The organism is Streptomyces sp. NPDC043680, from assembly GCF_056436685.1.
Genome location: NZ_JBWKCE010000004.1, coordinates 416800 through 432262, shown reverse-complemented (window position 1 = coordinate 432262; position 15463 = coordinate 416800). Strand labels below are relative to the sequence as shown.

Here is a 15463-nt window from a genome sequence, read left to right as displayed (position 1 = left end):
GACGCCGACGTCCGCGGGCCTCAGCGCAGGAGCCACCCGCGGGTCAGTTCCAGGACCTCGGCGCGGCTGCGGCTTCCGTGGTCCGCGGCCACCAAGTGGTTGCCGATGCGCAGGGAGACGGCGATCAGGCAGCGCACTTCCACGTCGTCCTCGTCCGCGCAGAAGGTGCGGAACAGCGAGCGCAGGTACTCCATGCGCCGGTTGTCCACGCGCCGGAGCCGCTCCGCGACGCCCTCGTCGCGCCGGGCCCAGTCGCGGACGGCCAGGTCGGCGGTGATGCCGGTGATCGGCCCGCCGCCGGACGAGGCGATCCGGATGAGTCGCTCCAATTTGGCCCTGGCGTCTCCCCCGCCGCTCTCGACCCGCTCGATCACGGCCTCGGTGACCTCGTGTTCCCAGGCGTCGAGCATCTCGGTGAGCAGGGCACCCCGGTTGCCGAAGTACCCGTAGAAGCCGCCCTTGCTGACGCCCAGTGCCTGCGCGAGGACCTCGATCCGGACGGCCTCGGGGCCGCCCTCGGCGAGCGCGCGCAGGCCCTCCTCGATCCACTTCGCACGCGGCGTACGGGCCACGGCCATGGTGCGTCTCCCCTCGCAGCTCACATCCGTACGGAATCGTACAGATTCAGCCGCCCCGATCCGTACGGCACCGTACAGACAGGGTGCCTCGTCCTCCGGAGAGGCGCTGCCCGCTCCGCGTGCGGTGGGCCGTCGCGCGCCGTGGCGGCGACGGCCCCGCGCGCAGCCGAGGTCGCGCTACGCCGTCGGGGTCAGGACGCTGCCCCCGGTGACGATGAGCGCGAGCAGGACGGCGGCCGCTTCGCTCTGCAGGATGCGGGCGGCCTGCTTCAGGCGGTGCGGGTCCGGGGCGGGCATCGACAGGGCGACGCACTCCGCGTTCGGGCCCGCCGTGATGGGCACCGCCGCGCACACCGTGCCGATGGCGTACTCCTGGAGGTCGAGGAGCGGAGCGTTGGGCAGACGCACGTCGAGCTGGTGGAACAGGGCCCGTTCGCTGGTGAGGGTGTGGGGGGTGAAGCGCTCCATCCGGTGCCGCGCCAGGTGGTCCCTGCGGTCCTCCTCCTCCAGCTGTGTCAGCAGGGCCTTGCCGACCGCGGAGGCGTGCGCGGCCGCGCGGAAGTCCACCCATTCCTCGACGAGCGGCGCGGTGGGGGAATCCGCGTACTGGGTGATGGCGACCTCGCCGTCCGTGTAGCGGGCGACGTACACGGCGGCGCCGACCGCGTCCCGCACCCAGGCCAGGGTCTGCCGCAGCCGGCCCGGGCCGTCGTCACCGGCGCCCGCGGTCAGCGCCAGGGCCGTGCCCGCGATGTAGGCGCCGGGACCGGCCGGGCTGGCCAGGTTCGCCCGTACCAGCCGCTCCATCACCCGTGCCAGGACGAGTTGGGGCAGCCCGGTGCGGCGGGCGATCTGCGTGAGGCTGACGCCGCCGGAGTACCGGTTGACGAGCTCCAGGACCCGCAGGGCCTGGTGTACGGACTCCAGGGCGCCCGAGGCCGGCCGGGTCCGGGGGGCGCGGCGGTCGGTGGGACGGGGGTGCGGCGGCCCGGGGGCCGGGGAGGTGCGGCCGTTCGCCTCGTCAGCCAGGTGCGCGCCGCTGAGCTGCGCGTGGCGGGCGATGGCGGCAGCTAACTGGGGGCCGGGGGCGAAGACCTCGCCCAGGTCCGGGTCCTCCCGCGGGACGAGCGCAGCGACGGCCCTGCGCAGCCGGGGGGCGAGCCGGTAGCGGGCGCCGCCCAGGCAGCCCGGCGCGGTGAGGGCGGTGAGGTCCTGGGTGGTGATGGGCGGGGAGGTCCAGATGACCGAAGCCGCCAGGGCCCCTTCGAGGTTGTCCGGGATCGCCGGCAGGGCGGCCAGGCCTTCGTCCGCGGGCAGGCTCTGCACCTGGCGCTTCCAGTGGCGGGCCGTGGTGACCTCGGCGCGGGCCAGGTGGTGGAGGTAGAGGCACTGGGCGGCTGCGCGGGACCCGGCGCCGGCCGCGTACTGGAACCAGAACTGCGCGCCGTCCATGCGCCCGGCCAGGTGCAGCAGGCACCCGAACATCAGGGCCGACCGCGGGCTGTGGGGCCAGGCCTGCCGCTCCAGGGCGAGTTCGGCGAAGGCCCTGCTCTCCACCAGGTGGCCGGTCAGGGCGTCCAGCGCGCAGGCGGCCCGTACGTGGCAGGAGGCGTCCATGACGAGGTGGTCGGCCATCTCCTGCGCCCCGCCGCGGCCCGCGGCCCGGGAGCGGTCGGCGGCGACGCGGCGGGCGATCCGGCGCCGGGCAGCGTACTCGTCGTACCCGGCGAACTCCTCCGACAGCACCTGTGCCTCCTTCAGCGCGGTGTCCACATCGAACGGCACGGCGTCGCGATCGCGTGTCATGTCGCTCACTCGTCCTTCTCCTCTCCGGGAGCCCAGGCCACCCCGAGTTTTCGGGAGAGGATTCGGCGCGCGCCGCGGATGTGCGAGCGGACCGTGGCGGGGGAGATGCCCATCATCCGGGCGACGGTGTCGTAGTCGTTGCCCAGCAGGAAGGTCAGCAGCACCACGTCGTAGTGGCGCTCGGACAGTTCCGAGATCGCCGCGTACAGGCCGAGCTTGGACTCCAGCAGTTCCAGCCGTTCCCGCGAGGAGCGGCGCAGTGCCGCGAACCAGGCCGTCTCCACCATGGCCACGGGCCGGCCGAGGGCGGTCAGGCGCCGTTCGACGTGCTCGCGCAGGACCGCCCAGGCGAAGCCGTTCAGGCTGGCCTGGCTGAGGGCGTGCGACCACACCTTCAGGAGGAAGGTGAAGGCGTCGTCGACGACGTCCTCGGCGTCCCTGGCGGCACCGAGCTGGAGGTGGGCGTAGCGCAGGTAGGCGCGGTGGTGCTGGGAGTGGAACGCCGTGAAGTCCACCGGCAGGACTCCCGCCAGTTCGCTGGAGACCGCCCGGTCCCCCGATGGGTCGAAATCGCCCTCGTTCATGCCTTCCCCCGGGGCTGGGCGCCGCCGGCCCGGGGCGCGGCATGGACCGTGGCGTGCGCCCGGACCTGGACCCCGGCCTGGACCTGGGCCTGGACCCGGACCTGGGTCTGGACCCGGACCTGGACCGCGGTGGCGGCTAACAGCACAGGGGCGACTCTCTCGACAGCGTTCACGTGGGTGCGGGGCCTTCCGGTGAGATGTGCAGGTGAGGGCTGGGCCTGCCCCCGGTCCGGCAGCCGCGCATCACCGAGGGTTCCCCTGCTTCTCACCCCATCGGAGAAAGCGCCCGTTTGTGCACGCCGCTCCCGCAAAATTTCCGGGCAGCTGGCGCATGGGCCTCCCCGCGCGCCCTCTCACGCCCGCATACGCCCTCTGCCGTCCCGGCACACCGCGCCCGCGTACGCCCTCTTGCCGGCCCGCTCGGCGCAGGCCCGGCCGCCACCCGGGCATGCGCGTGCCGACCGGGCGGGCCGCCCGGTCGGCACGGCTGCTGCTACAGCGGGCGCCGCTGCGCGGACAGGGTGAGGGAGAGCACCCAGGGCTGGTCGGCGAGGATTTCGACGTCCCGGCGGGAGAGCGTGGCGGTCAGAACGGTACGGCCGCCGTCGTCGCCGTCGACGCCGCATCCCCGGAGCTGCTCCCGCTGCGCCTCCGAGAGCGGTCCGGTCAGGCGTACGGACACCGGGAGTTCGCGCAGCTGCGCATCCCGGCCCTCGGCGTCGACGGCCATCGCGAGTGAGGCGTCGAGTTTCCCGTAGTCCATGGCGGTCCGCCGATCGTCACAGGTGGGTGGCCTTGAGGAGGCCGTGGCCCCACTTGGGGTGGAAGGCTCCGGGCGTGCCGCCGGGAATGGTGGCGTTCGACCGCAGCAGGTCCAGGAACTTCCGGGGATCGCAGCCCGGGTCGCGTTGCAGCAGGAGTGCGGCCACACCCGCGATGAAGGGCGTGGCCATGCTGGTGCCCTGGAGGGCCACATGGCCGGGGCCGGTGATGAAGGCGCGGGGGAGGTCGCGGGCGTCCCTCGACAGGGCCGAGATGATCATCGCGCCGGGGGCGGTGATGTCCGGCTTCGGCGCGCCGCTGCGCAGGGGTCCCTCGCTGCTGAAGCTCGCGATGTCGTCGAGGACCAGCCCCGGGATCTCCACGTCGTCGCCGTCGACGTTGCGCCACTCCTTGCGCGTGGTGAAGGCGGCGACGGTGATCGCCGCGGCGGCGCAGCCGGGCGAACCGATCTTGATGGCGTCGTGCACGGCGGGCCCGCTGAACTGCGGCTGCGTGCGGGCCTCGGGGCGGCCGAGGATCCATGCGTCCACCTCGACCGGCCCGCCGGTACCGGACGCCGTCCGCAGCAGCAGCCGCCAGGGACCCGCTGCGGGGCCCGTCGGCTCGACGACGGCGACGAAGTTGTGGTCGTGGTTGGCCGGGTCGGGACCCGGCGTGACGATCTGGACCCTGCCTTCCGGCAGGTCGAAGGTGTGCACGGGCGAGCCGGAGGTCTTCACGGGCTGGAACCCGGTCGTGGCTCCCGAGGGCGAGGCCATGGCGATGTCGAGCCGGTCGCCGCCCGGGTACCAGCCGTTGATCCAGAACACGTCGGGGGCGCCCGCCAGGCTGCCCGGGTGGCAGGGGATCGAGCGGACCGCGCCTTCCTTGACCTGGAACCGTGCGTGGAGGTCGTCGTCGCCCTCGTTGCCCGCCGCGCAGCACACGATCCGGCCCGGACCCGATTGCTCCTCGATGGCGAGGGACATCGGGTCGGTGCCGTCGTGGGCGTCGAAGTGCCCGCCGAGGCTGAGATTGACCACCGCCGGCAGGCCGAGGTCGCGCGCCACCCGGAAGACGTACTGGATGCCGTCGATGATGTGGGCGTCCTGGAAGTCGGTCTTGACCATGACGATGCGCGCCTTCGGGGCCACCCCCTCGCTGCCCGCGGCGATGCCGGTGACGTGGGTGCCGTGGCCGTCCGTGTCCCGGGACAGCGTGGCCATCGTCATCCCGGCGTTCGTGAACTCCGCGCCGTACCGGCCTTCCGGCACGCCCGTGCCGCCCAGCATCGTCTGGTCCCAGATCCGCTCGATCCGTCCGGTGAAGGCCGGGTGGAGCGGGTCGATACCGCTGTCGACGACACCGATGACCACGTCCTCGCCACTGAGGTGGTGTTCCGTCCGGAACTGGGGTACCTCGACCTTGTCCTGTGCGAGGTTCAGGTACGGGCGCAGCCGGGTGGCGGGGACGATGCGCCGGATGCCCGGATGCATGGAGAGCCGCTGCAGTTCGTCCAGCGGGACGATGGCGGTACGCACCCTGCGTCCGCCCTGGTTGAGCTCGATCCCGTCGCCCAGGCTGCCGTCCAGCACGGCGTCGGGTTCGCACTCAAGCGAAACGATCACCCGAACCGGCTTGGCCTCCTCGTGTACCGAGACCAGGCCGAGGAGGTCGGCGTGTGGCTGCAGGGGCGCTCTCGTGCGGTTCGCCTGCTGATAGCGGTCGTAGGTCGCCGCCAGGGCGGGGGCCAGCTTGGTGTAGTCCATGTGTCTTCCCCTCGGAGCGCATCGGGGGCCTGGTGCGGCCCACAGCTCTCCACCCTCGGCCGGGGGCCGCCGGCCCGCACGGCGGGGTCGGCCAGACGGACCCCGGCTTCCCCGTCCGGGCCCGGGACCGTCAGGACGTGGTGGAGGCCTCGGCGTCCAGGAGGTGGGGGCCGTTGTTGCGGACGCTGTTGACCGCGGTGGAGACCGCCCGTACCTCCAGGCGGCCCTCGGCCGGGGTGTGGAGGAGGGCGCGCAGGGCGTGGACGTCCTCGTGGGCGGGGTCGAGCCAGGCCTCGTAGTCGGCGGGGTCGAGTGCGAGCGGCATCCGGGGGTGGATGCGGCCCGCGGCGTCGGCGGCCTCCGTGGTGATGACGGTGGCCGTGGTCAGCCAGGCGGCCGGATCGTCCTCGTCGGGCACGTTCCGGTCGCGCCAGAACTCGTACAGCCCGGCCATCGCCATCACCGTGCCGTCCTCGGGGCGGATGAAGTACGGCTGCTTGTACGCCTTCGCCGTGGCGGTCGCGGGGACGGGCTGCCATTCGTAGAACCCGTCCGCGGGCAGCAGGCACCGGCGCTTGGTGAGCGCCTTGCGGAAGGCCGGTTTCTCGTGCACCGTCTCGACCCGGGCGTTGATCATGCGGGCGCCGACTCCCGGATCCTTCGCCCAGGACGGGACCAGGCCCCAGCGCACCGTGCGCAGCCGGCGCCGCACCGCGCGGGTGTCGCGGTCCGGACGTTCGAGGACGGCCCAGACGGGGTCGGTCGGGGCCACGTTCCAGCTCGGCGCGAGCGCCTCGCGCGGATCCCAGCGGGCCTCGAACAGGCCGGCCAGGTCCTCGGGGGCTCGGCTGGAGGCGTAACGGCCGCACATACCCCCACCATGCCACCCCGGCGCCTCCCCCGGCAGCGGGGCGCGCGCAGGGCGTCGCCCGCGGCGGCCGTCCGCCGCCCACGGTGACCGCGGCCGGCGGACGGCTTACGCTGTCGTTCATGGTCAGACTGGAGCGGCTCGGGGCGGACCATGCCGATGCGCTGCTGGCGTTCGAAACCGAGAACCGCGAGTACTTCGCGCGGTCCGTGCCGGATCGCGGGGACGCGTACTTCGCGGGGTTCGCGGCCCGTCACCGGGCCCTGCTCGCGGAGCAGGACGCCGGTGCGTGCCGGTTCCACGTGATCGTGGACGACCACGGCGACCTGGTCGGCCGCGTCAACCTCGTGGACATCGCGGACGGGGCTGCCGGGTTGGGCTACCGGGTGGCCCGGCGCGCCGCGGGCCGCGGCACGGCGACAGCGGCGGTGCGGGAGGTGTGCCGGCTGGCTGCCGAGGCGTACGGCCTCGACGTGCTCACCGCGGTCACCACCCGCGACAACGGGGCGTCACGGGCGGTGCTCGCACGCACCGGGTTCAGCGTGGTCGAGGACGTCCTCCTCGACGGGCGGCCCGGTACGCGTTACCGTCGCCGGCTTCCCGCGCCCCTCTGACTTCTCCTTCCTCCTTCCCGTCGAGAGCGAGGGCACTGTGAGTCACCGTCACGAGCACGGCCGGCCGCACGCCCACCCGCCCGCGGACGCGCCTGCGGCACGGGCCCGGCGCCGGATCCCGCACCTGATCCGGCACCGGCTCGCGCACCTGCTCGTTCCGCACCGCCACGAGGTGACGGACAAGGTCGACGCGGCGCTGGAGTCCTCCCGGGAGGGCATGCGGACCCTGTGGCTCTCCCTGGCCGTCCTGGGTCTGACCACCTGTGTCCAGGCCGCCGTCGTCGCCGTGTCCGGGTCGGTGGCGCTCATGGGCGACACCCTCCACAACGCCGCCGACGCGCTGACCGCCGTGCCGCTGGGCATCGCCTTCGTCCTCGGCCGGCGGGCGGCGAACCGCCGGTACACCTACGGTTACGGCCGCGCCGAGGACCTGGCAGGGGTCGCCGTCGTCCTCACCATCGCCGTGTCCTGCGCGCTGACGGCCTGGCAGGCCGTGGACCGGCTCCTGCACCCCCGCGAACCCAGCCACCTGTGGGCCGTCGCGGCGGCCGCGGCGGTCGGCTTCGCCGGCAACGAGTGGGTGGCGCGCCACCGGATCCGCACGGGCCGCAGGATCGGTTCCGCCGCCCTCGTCGCAGACGGCCTCCACGCCCGCACCGACGGATTCACCTCCCTGGCCGTGCTGCTCGGCGCGGGCGGGACCGCGCTCGGCTGGAAGGCGGCCGACCCGGTCGTCGGCCTCCTCATCACCGCGGCCATCGTCCTGGTCCTGCGGGACGCCGCACGGGAGGTCTGCCGGCGTCTGATGGACTCCGTCGACCCCGCCCTGGTCGACACCGCCGAACGGGCGCTGCGCGCGGTGGGCGGAGTGCTCGGCACCGGGCAGGTCCGGATGCGGTGGATCGGCCATACGCTGCGCGCCGAAGCGGACATCTTCGTCGATCCGCAGCTCACCGTCGTCCAGGCGCACGCGCTGGCCGTCGAGGCCGAGCATGCGCTGATCCACGCCGTTCCGCGGCTGACGGGCGCCACCGTCCACATCGACCACCCCGCCGAGGACGGCGACCCGCACGCGACCCTGGCCCACCACGCTTCCTGACCACCGTCCCGGGAGGCGCGATGGCCGGTCGGCGGCCTCCGGGCCACCATGGGAGGGACCCGTTCCGGGGGGACCCACCGGGAGGCGTTCATGGTGCACGGCGAGGGAGCGGCTGCGGACGTACTCGTGGCGGGCGCCGGACCGGTCGGTCTGACGGCCGCCGCCGAGCTGCGGCGGCGTGGTGTCGGCTGCCGGATCATCGACCGGCTTCCGGCCCGGCTGCCGTTCGCCAAGGCCGTGGGGATCCAGCCCCGCACGCTGGAGATCTGGGACCGGATGGGCTTCGTCCGGGCCGCGCTGGACCTGGCGGTCCCGATGCGCGGGCAACTGATGTACGTGAACGGCGCCGAGCAGCCCCCCGTCAGGCTTCAGCTGCCGCCGGAGGTGCCGTACGGCTTCGCCGCGCTGCCCCAGTACGAGACCGAGCGCCTCATCGAGGAGTGCCTGGGGCGGTTCGGCACGGGGATCGAACGGGGCACCGAGCTGCTGTCGTTCGCCCAGGACGCCGACGGGGTGACCTGCCGGCTGCGCACCCCGGCCGGGGAGGAGGAGCTGCGGACCCGGTACCTGGTGGGCTGCGACGGTGCGCACAGCACCGTCCGCAAGGGGCTCGGGCTGGGCTTCGAAGGCGGCGCGTTCCCGGAGGAGTACATGCTCGCCGATGTGGAGGTCGACTGGGACCTGCCGTACGGGTACGGGGTGCGGGCCGTGCACCGGACCGCGGAGGGCGCCGTCGACGACGTGCTGGTGTGCATTCCGCTGCCGGGCACGGGCCGCTACCGGATGTCGATGAGGGTGCCGCCGGAGCTCTCCGCCGCGGCGCCGGCGGCCGGCGACAGGGTGGCCCACGGTCTGGAGAGCGGCGGCCGGGCCCCCGAACTGGTCCACGTCCAGGCCGTCCTGGACCGGCTCTCGCCCCGGCCGACGACCGCGTCCGCGATGCGGTGGTCCTCGGTGTTCCGGATCAGCCACCGGCTGGTGGACCGCTACGGCGACGGGCGGGTCTTCGTCGCCGGGGACGCCGCGCACATCCACCCGCCGACCGGCGCGCAGGGCATGAACACCGGGATCCAGGACGCCTGGAACCTGGCCTGGAAGCTGGCCGCGGCCCTGGAGGGCGCTGCCGGCCCCGGCCTGCTCGCGAGTTACGACGCCGAGCGCCGGCCGGTCGGTGAGGAGGTCGTCGGCCGCACCGTGCGGCACGCCGCCGAGGGCATCCTGGCCGATCCGTCGGACCCGGTGACGCCGGCGCTGCGCGAGGCGCAGCTGCTGGTCGGATACCGGGGCAGCCCGATCGTGCAGCGGCCGTCTCGGGCGGGCGCCGGCCGGGGCCCGCAGGCCGGCGACCGCGCCCCGGACTGCGGCGGGCTCGCCGGGCGGATCACCTCCTACCCGCTGCGCCTGTACGACCTGCTGCGCGGCCGCGAGCACCTGCTGGTGCTGTACGGGACCGGGCCGCTCGCGGACGGCACCCTGACCGAACTCGCCGAGGTCGTACGGACCTTCGCGCCCGGCCTGGTGGAGGCCTGCGCGGTCCTCGCGGAGGCGGACACGGACGGGCCGGCCCCGCTGCCGGTGTACCGGGACGCGCGGGGCGAGTTCGCCCGGATGTACGAGGTCGGGGAGCCGACGGTGTTCGTGGTCCGGCCCGACGGCTACCTGGGGGCCCGGCTGTGTCCCCCGACGGTCCAGGACCTCACCGCCCACCTCGCACAGGTCTTCCGGGCTTCCGGGACGCCGGCGTAGGGACGGCCAGGACTTGTCCGGCCGATCATGTTCGGAGCCAGATGGTGAGGGCTGCGACGGTTGCAGTGCCGAGGTAGACGTAGCGGCGTTTGTCGTAGCGGGTGGCGACTGCCCGGTGCTGTTTGAGGCGGTTGACAGCCCGTTCGATGGTGTTGCGCTTCTTATAGCGCTCTTTGTCGAAGTCCGGTGGCCGTCCGCCGCGTGAACCTTTTGCGCAGGCGGGTAGCCTGGCTGTCGGTCTTCTCCGGGATCGTGTGTCGGATGCCGCGGCGCCGCAGGTACTCGCGGCAGGGTCCGTTGCCATGGGTCTTGTCGGCGGCCACGCTGTCGGGCTTCTTACGCGGCCTGCCCGGTCCGAGTCTGGGGATGCGGATCTTCTCCAGGACCGGCTTGAACTGGGTGCAGTCCGCCCGCTGACCTGGTGTGACGATCAGGGACAGCGGGCGGCAGCGGCCGTCCGCGCTCAGGTGGAGCTTGGTGGTAACCCGCCGCGCGAGCGGCCCAGGCCCTCACCTCCAGCACCACCTCCACCAGCCGGGCGACGAGACTCTGCCACGGCGTTTCGTCCTGGCGTCCTGACATTTCGCCCCCTTTGGTGCTGGAGGCGGGTCGGTGCGGGCGCCGGCCGCGTGCCGATGCGCCCGCACGATGGTGGAGTCGACCGAGATGTCCTATTCGATCTCACCCGCCGCATCGGCGGCGGCCTGGACTTGCTGGAGCAGACGCTCCCAGGTCCCGTCGCCCGACCACAGCCGGTGGCGTTCGTAGACGGTCTTCCATGGGCCGAACCGTTCGGGCAGGTCACGCCACTGCACGCCGGTCCGCACCCGGTGCAGAATCCCGTCGATCACCTGCCGGTGATCCCGCCACCGGCCACAACGCCCATTGCTGACCGGCAGGAACGGCCGCAGCCGTTCCCACTCGGCATCCGTCAGATCACCCCGCCCCATGTCCACATCTACGACCCGCCCGCGGAGTAGTCACATGATCGGCAGATCGACTTCGTCAGCCAGGCTGCGGACGTACCAGTCGCATTGGTTGCCATCCGCTTCCGGAACCCGCTTGTCGTAGGTGAAACCTGACCGTCGCGCGACCGCTGCCGACCGCGAGTTCTCCGGATCCACCCGGATCACTGCTTGGGCCGCCCCTTCAGCTGCGGCGTACTGGCAGATCAGGCGGACAGCGCGGGTCACCAGTCCCTGACCCCGCCAGGCAGGGTAGAGCCCGTAGGAGATGTTGACCTGTCCAGGCACCAAGCCCGCCATCTCGAACCGCAGGTCTATATAACCCGCCAGCGTTGACTCGGCGGCCACACGGATCCCGAACGCACGCAACGGTCCACGGGCGGCCCACTGCTCGATGCAGTGGCGGAAGTACACCTCGGTGCCTTCCCGCGTGCCTGGCCCCCCACTGAGCCACCGCACCAGCAGCTCGTCCTCGCCTGCCAGGTGCTCGTCCGCGTCGTCCAGGCGCGGAGGAGACAGAGTGACAACGCCATCCGAAAGCTTTACGTCGTGCATGCAGCCACCATCGGCCTTGCGGCACCGCACCTTCAAGCAGGTATTTGAGGAGTAGTGCACCGGCGGCGTAGGCCCGGGCGGCAGAAACCACCAACCCATCGCCTCTCAAGGAAGCCGAACACCTCGCAGAGCCAGGGCACCCAAAGATCGTCGGGACAAGTCCTAGTCTCCGAGTTCCAGGATCCGGCCCGTCTCCGGGCCCTCGATGGCGCGTACGTAGGCCTGCGCCACCGCGGCCAGGCCGACCGGCGGGAAGCCGGGGAAGGATGCGCCGTAGACGTCCAACGCCTCGGTGAAGACCGTCGGGCTGACCGCGTTGATGCGCTGCGGGGCGATTTCGACGGAGGCCGCGCGGACGAACGCCTCCACCGCGCCGTTCGCCATCGAGGCGGCCGTGCCCGTGACGATCGGGCTGCGGGCCAGGACGCCGGTGATGAGGGTGAAGGAGCCGCGGGGGGCGATCCGGCCGAGGCCCTGGCGTACCAGCTCCAGCTGGCTGAGGACCTTGCCGTCGAAGGCCGCCGTCCAGTCCTGCGGTGTCATGTCCGCGACTGGCTTGTAGGGCACGGAGCCCGCGGCGTTCGCCACCGCGTCCAGCTGCCCGCCCCGCCCGGCCTCGTCGTACAGGGCGGCGATCTGCGCCGGGTCGGTGATGTCGTGGCGCAGGTCGCCGCTCGACCGTCCGGCGGTGAGGACCGTGTGGTTGCGGGCGGTGAGGGCGTGGTGGACGGCCGTGCCGAGCCTGCCGGCCGCGCCGATGAGAAGGATTCGCATGCCCCCGACGCTAGGGCCACCGGGCCGGGCCGGGGAAATGCCGCCCGTGCAGCATTTATGCTCGGCGGTTATGAACGTGGAGCTACGGCACCTGCGTGCCCTCGCCGCGATCGGCGACGAGGGCACCATCACGGGCGCGGCTGATGTCCTGCGGCTCAGCCAGCCCGCCCTGTCCCGCACCCTGGACCAGCTGGAGCGCCGCCTGGGCACCACGCTGGTCGAGCGTACGACCCGGCGGCTGGCTCTGACCCCGGAGGGCCGGCGCCTGTGGGAGCACGCGCACCGCATCCTCTCCCAGGTCGACCAGGCCCTCGCGGAGGCCGCCACCGGGCCGCGGCCCCTGCGCATCGGCTTCGCCTGGGCGGCCCTCGGCCCGTACACGGTGGGGCTGCTGCGCGAGTGGCGCCGCGAACGCCCCGACGTCCCGGTCGAGGTGCACCGGCTCGACGACCCGGCAGCGGCGCTGCGCCGCGGGAAGGTCGACGCCGCGTTCCTGCGGACGCTGCCCGAGAGCGGTGACCTCCCGCTCTCCGTGCTGCCGTTGTACCGCGAACCGCGGATCGCGGCCCTGTGCGAGGACGATCCGCTGGCCGCCCGCGAGGAGGTCGCGCCGGCCGACCTGGTGGACCGTACGGTCGTCCTGTGCGCGTCGGCCGCCACGACCAGCACGGCCCTGTGGCCGCAGGAGCGCCGCCCGGCCTCCCTGACCGTGGCGAACGTCGACGAGTGGCTCACGGTCATCGCGACGGGTGAGGCCGTGGGCGTCACCGCGGAGGCCACCCGGTACAGCCACCCGTACCCGGGCGTCCGCTACCTCCCGCTCACCGGCGTCCCCCCGGTGACGGTCCACTTCCTGTCCCCCAGGGCCCCGACCCATCCGCAGACCGAGGCCTTCCGCGCCCATGCCCGGCGCGTCCTCCCGGCCACCGGCATCTAGTGCTGTGACCGGAAAGGTCCACCGGGTCGCGCCGCCCGGCACGGCACCTTGCTGCGTTGGCGGACCGCGCAAGTACGTCCAGTACGAGCCGCGGGCCTCCGCCTTGCGATGCACCGCACCGGACAACGCGACCCGGCAAACCTTCCCGGCCACAGCACTAGGGAGTCTCGTCCGCCACGCCGCGCGGCCGCACGGCGTGCAGGCGCTCAACTCGCCAGGTGGCGGGTGAAGAACGACCGGACGAGGTCGCGGACAGCCGGCACCGTGACCCGGGGGTCGGCCGGGCCCACCATGGCGGCGCGGCCCGCAGCGGTCATCAGGCCGGCCTCTTCGAGCTGGGGGACGAGGGCCGCGTAGTCGGTGAAGGCCCAGTGGTGGGTGTGGTCGAGCTGCCGCCGGACGACCGGGCCCCCGTGGGCGAGGACGGCCGCCCAGGACCGGTCCAGCCGGGCGTCGCGGAAGCCGTCGGTGCCGGCCAGGAGCAGCGGCCGGTCCGTTCCCCGCCGGGCCACGGGCAGGAGTTCGCCGTCCAGTTGGTCGAGGTACCCCTCCAGGTTGGCGGCGGCTGCGATCCGCCGGTCCTCATGGAGCGCCTGTGCGGCCGCGGTGCCGCCCGCGGAGTGCCCGTAGACCCCGACCCGGTCCAGGCCGAGGACGTCGAGGACGAAGCGGAGATCGGCCACCCTGGTGTCGATCATGGTGCGGAAGGTCGCCGCGTCGAGGTCCGGACGCAGGACGGTCGTCCGGATCCGGTCGCGTTCCGGCCGCGCGTCGGGGAACTCCACCTCGCTCGCGTCCCCGGGGTGGTCGACGGTGATGACGGTCCAGCCGTGCGAGGCGAGGTCGATCGCGAGTGAGCTGCCCATCGTGCGGGCGTCGCCGCCGCCCGGGCTGTAGAGCAGTGCGGGGCGCCGGCCGGTCAGGGGCGGGGCGCCGGCCCGGGCGTGGGTGAGGGTGGCCGCCCAGTCGACCCCGGTCGCCGGCAGGTGCGGACGGACCAGGTGGGCGAGGGAGGCGAACACCGCAGCGGCGCCGGGCGTGAGCTGCGGGACGCGCGGGAAGCCCCGGGCGGGCACGGCCGGCCGCAGGACGGTGGCCATGAGCTCCCGTACGCCGATCCCGGTGTCCCACGGGTCGTTGCGGGAGCGGTCGACGAGGTGGAGGACGCGGGCGCCGACGGGGTACGGGCCGGTGGGCGCGGGCAGCCGCAGGAGGGACGCACCCCCGTGCCCGGAGGCCGTGGCGGAGCCGGTGGCGGCGGTCGTGAGGAACAGGGCGGCGGCGCCGGCGAGAGCGCCCTTGGCGAAGGAACGGCGGCCCGGTGCGGAGGAATATGTCATGGACGGCATCCTGGAGGCGGCCGCGGTACCAGGGCGAAGCTTGCGGCCAGGCCCGAAAGCCTGGCGCGGAGCAGGGAGATGTGCGTGATCCGGATCCATTTCACGTCGGACGACTTCGCCCGGGTGCGGTTCGCACCGCGGCCCTCCCCCGTACCCGAGCTGCACGCGGCCCTGATGATGCTGGGCGCCCCGCAGGAGGAGCTGCTGTTCGGGCGCTGGCGCAGCAGGCTGCTGCGGACCCTGCCGCACGCGGTCCGGCCGCTCGCCGACCTGGTGCCGGACGGGAGGCCCCCCGCCTTCCTCGACGTCCTCGGTGACACACCGGACGAGGGGTTCGCGCTGATCAGGGCGGCCCGCCCGGAGTTCGTGCGAGCCGGCATCGAGCAGGTCTACGCACAGCGGCCGGCGCCGCCGTGGATCCGCTCCCTGCACGGCGGGGACGCGGGCGCCTGGCGGATACTCGTCCGGGCGCAGCGGGCGGCGTACGAGTCGGTGCTCGCGCCGGTGTGGCCGCTGGTCCAGGACCTGCACCGGTCGGAGTTCACCCACCATGCCCTGACCGCCGCAGAACAGGGCATCGGCGCCGCCCTGACCGCCCTGGCACCGGGGTCGCGGCTGCGCGGCGGGGTCTGGGAATGGCCCCGGCCGGACGTCCCGGGGGTGCGTGAAGTCCGGCTCGGCGGGCGCGGGCTGGTCCTGCGACCGACCTTCCACTGGCGGCAGGGCCCCCTCGTCCAGGACCTGCCGGACCGTCCGGTGGCGCTCGCCTACCCCGCGGGCCGGGGCCTGCCGCCGGTCCCGGTCCCGGACCGGGGCGGCCCACCGGACGAGCCCCTCGCCGGGGTCCTCGGGCGCACCCGGCTCGCCCTGCTGCGCTGCCTGGACCAACCCCGTACGACGACGGGACTGGCGCGCCGCCTCGGCGTCAGCAACGCCACCGCCTCCGCCCATGCCTCCGCGCTCCGCGCCGCCGGCCTCCTCACCACCACCCGCACGGGCCGCTCGGTCCACCACGCACGTACGCCCCTGGCCGAGCTGTGGCTCGCCGACGGTTAGGGGCTGTCGG

The 15463-nt window shown here is 73.6% G+C and carries 14 protein-coding genes and 1 pseudogene; 5 read left to right on the top strand and 10 right to left on the bottom strand.

The window, feature by feature from the left end:
* Positions 1-20 precede the first annotated feature (20 nt).
* The 6 genes from AC0666_RS11620 to AC0666_RS11595 all read right to left on the bottom strand — a co-directional run bounded on the left by AC0666_RS11620 (position 21) and on the right by AC0666_RS11595 (position 6370).
* Positions 21-578, bottom strand: a complete 558-nt coding sequence (locus tag AC0666_RS11620) for a TetR family transcriptional regulator (protein ID WP_468963786.1) — start codon at positions 576-578, stop codon at positions 21-23.
* 177 nt (positions 579-755) lie between these two features.
* Positions 756-1505: an IclR family transcriptional regulator gene (locus AC0666_RS11615; protein WP_468964308.1), complete on the bottom strand. Its 750-nt coding sequence runs from the start codon at positions 1503-1505 to the stop codon at positions 756-758.
* An 884-nt stretch (positions 1506-2389) separates the two neighbouring features.
* Entirely contained in the window at positions 2390-2968 is a 579-nt protein-coding gene (locus AC0666_RS11610; RefSeq protein WP_468579089.1) for an RNA polymerase sigma factor, read from the bottom strand.
* 493 nt (positions 2969-3461) lie between these two features.
* Positions 3462-3731: a hypothetical protein gene (locus AC0666_RS11605; RefSeq protein WP_468963785.1), complete on the bottom strand. Its 270-nt coding sequence runs from the start codon at positions 3729-3731 to the stop codon at positions 3462-3464.
* A gap of 16 nt (positions 3732-3747) precedes the next feature.
* Positions 3748-5499, bottom strand: a complete 1752-nt coding sequence (locus AC0666_RS11600) for a S8 family serine peptidase (protein WP_478707513.1) — start codon at positions 5497-5499, stop codon at positions 3748-3750.
* A gap of 130 nt (positions 5500-5629) precedes the next feature.
* Positions 5630-6370 carry an SOS response-associated peptidase gene (locus AC0666_RS11595; RefSeq protein ID WP_468963783.1) on the bottom strand — a complete coding sequence of 247 codons (741 nt, stop codon included), beginning with the start codon at positions 6368-6370 and terminating at the stop codon, positions 5630-5632.
* A gap of 119 nt (positions 6371-6489) precedes the next feature.
* Between AC0666_RS11595 and AC0666_RS11590 the strand changes: the two genes are divergently transcribed.
* From AC0666_RS11590 to AC0666_RS11580, 3 genes are all read left to right on the top strand, one after another.
* Positions 6490-6981: a GNAT family N-acetyltransferase gene (locus tag AC0666_RS11590; protein ID WP_478707512.1), complete on the top strand. Its 492-nt coding sequence runs from the start codon at positions 6490-6492 to the stop codon at positions 6979-6981.
* 37 nt (positions 6982-7018) lie between these two features.
* Positions 7019-8080, top strand: coding sequence for a cation diffusion facilitator family transporter (locus AC0666_RS11585; protein ID WP_468963781.1), 1062 nt, complete (start codon positions 7019-7021; stop codon positions 8078-8080).
* 90 nt (positions 8081-8170) lie between these two features.
* Positions 8171-9826 (top strand): FAD-dependent monooxygenase, encoded by a 1656-nt coding sequence (locus AC0666_RS11580; protein WP_468963780.1) that lies wholly within the window; start codon positions 8171-8173, stop codon positions 9824-9826.
* A 25-nt stretch (positions 9827-9851) separates the two neighbouring features.
* Here AC0666_RS11580 and AC0666_RS11575 read toward each other — a convergent pair.
* The 3 genes and pseudogenes from AC0666_RS11575 to AC0666_RS11565 all read right to left on the bottom strand — a co-directional run bounded on the left by AC0666_RS11575 (position 9852) and on the right by AC0666_RS11565 (position 12120).
* Positions 9852-10776, bottom strand: a pseudogene (locus AC0666_RS11575) (IS5 family transposase).
* 30 nt (positions 10777-10806) lie between these two features.
* Positions 10807-11346 (bottom strand): GNAT family N-acetyltransferase, encoded by a 540-nt coding sequence (locus AC0666_RS11570; RefSeq protein WP_478707511.1) that lies wholly within the window; start codon positions 11344-11346, stop codon positions 10807-10809.
* 162 nt (positions 11347-11508) lie between these two features.
* The gene (locus tag AC0666_RS11565) at positions 11509-12120 is read right to left on the bottom strand and encodes a short chain dehydrogenase (protein ID WP_468579096.1); all 612 of its coding nucleotides are present in this window, start codon (positions 12118-12120) and stop codon (positions 11509-11511) included.
* Between the two features lie 70 nt (positions 12121-12190).
* On the opposite strand from AC0666_RS11565, the gene AC0666_RS11560 reads away from it, so the two are divergent.
* Positions 12191-13057, top strand: a complete 867-nt coding sequence (locus tag AC0666_RS11560; RefSeq protein ID WP_468963778.1) for a LysR family transcriptional regulator — start codon at positions 12191-12193, stop codon at positions 13055-13057.
* A gap of 206 nt (positions 13058-13263) precedes the next feature.
* Here AC0666_RS11560 and AC0666_RS11555 read toward each other — a convergent pair whose 3' ends face one another.
* A complete protein-coding gene (locus AC0666_RS11555; protein ID WP_478707510.1) occupies positions 13264-14397 on the bottom strand; it encodes an alpha/beta fold hydrolase in 1134 nt (377 codons plus the stop codon).
* An 84-nt stretch (positions 14398-14481) separates the two neighbouring features.
* Between AC0666_RS11555 and AC0666_RS11550 the strand changes: the two genes are divergently transcribed.
* A complete protein-coding gene (locus tag AC0666_RS11550) occupies positions 14482-15453 on the top strand; it encodes an ArsR/SmtB family transcription factor (protein ID WP_468579099.1) in 972 nt (323 codons plus the stop codon).
* Positions 15454-15463 lie beyond the last annotated feature (10 nt).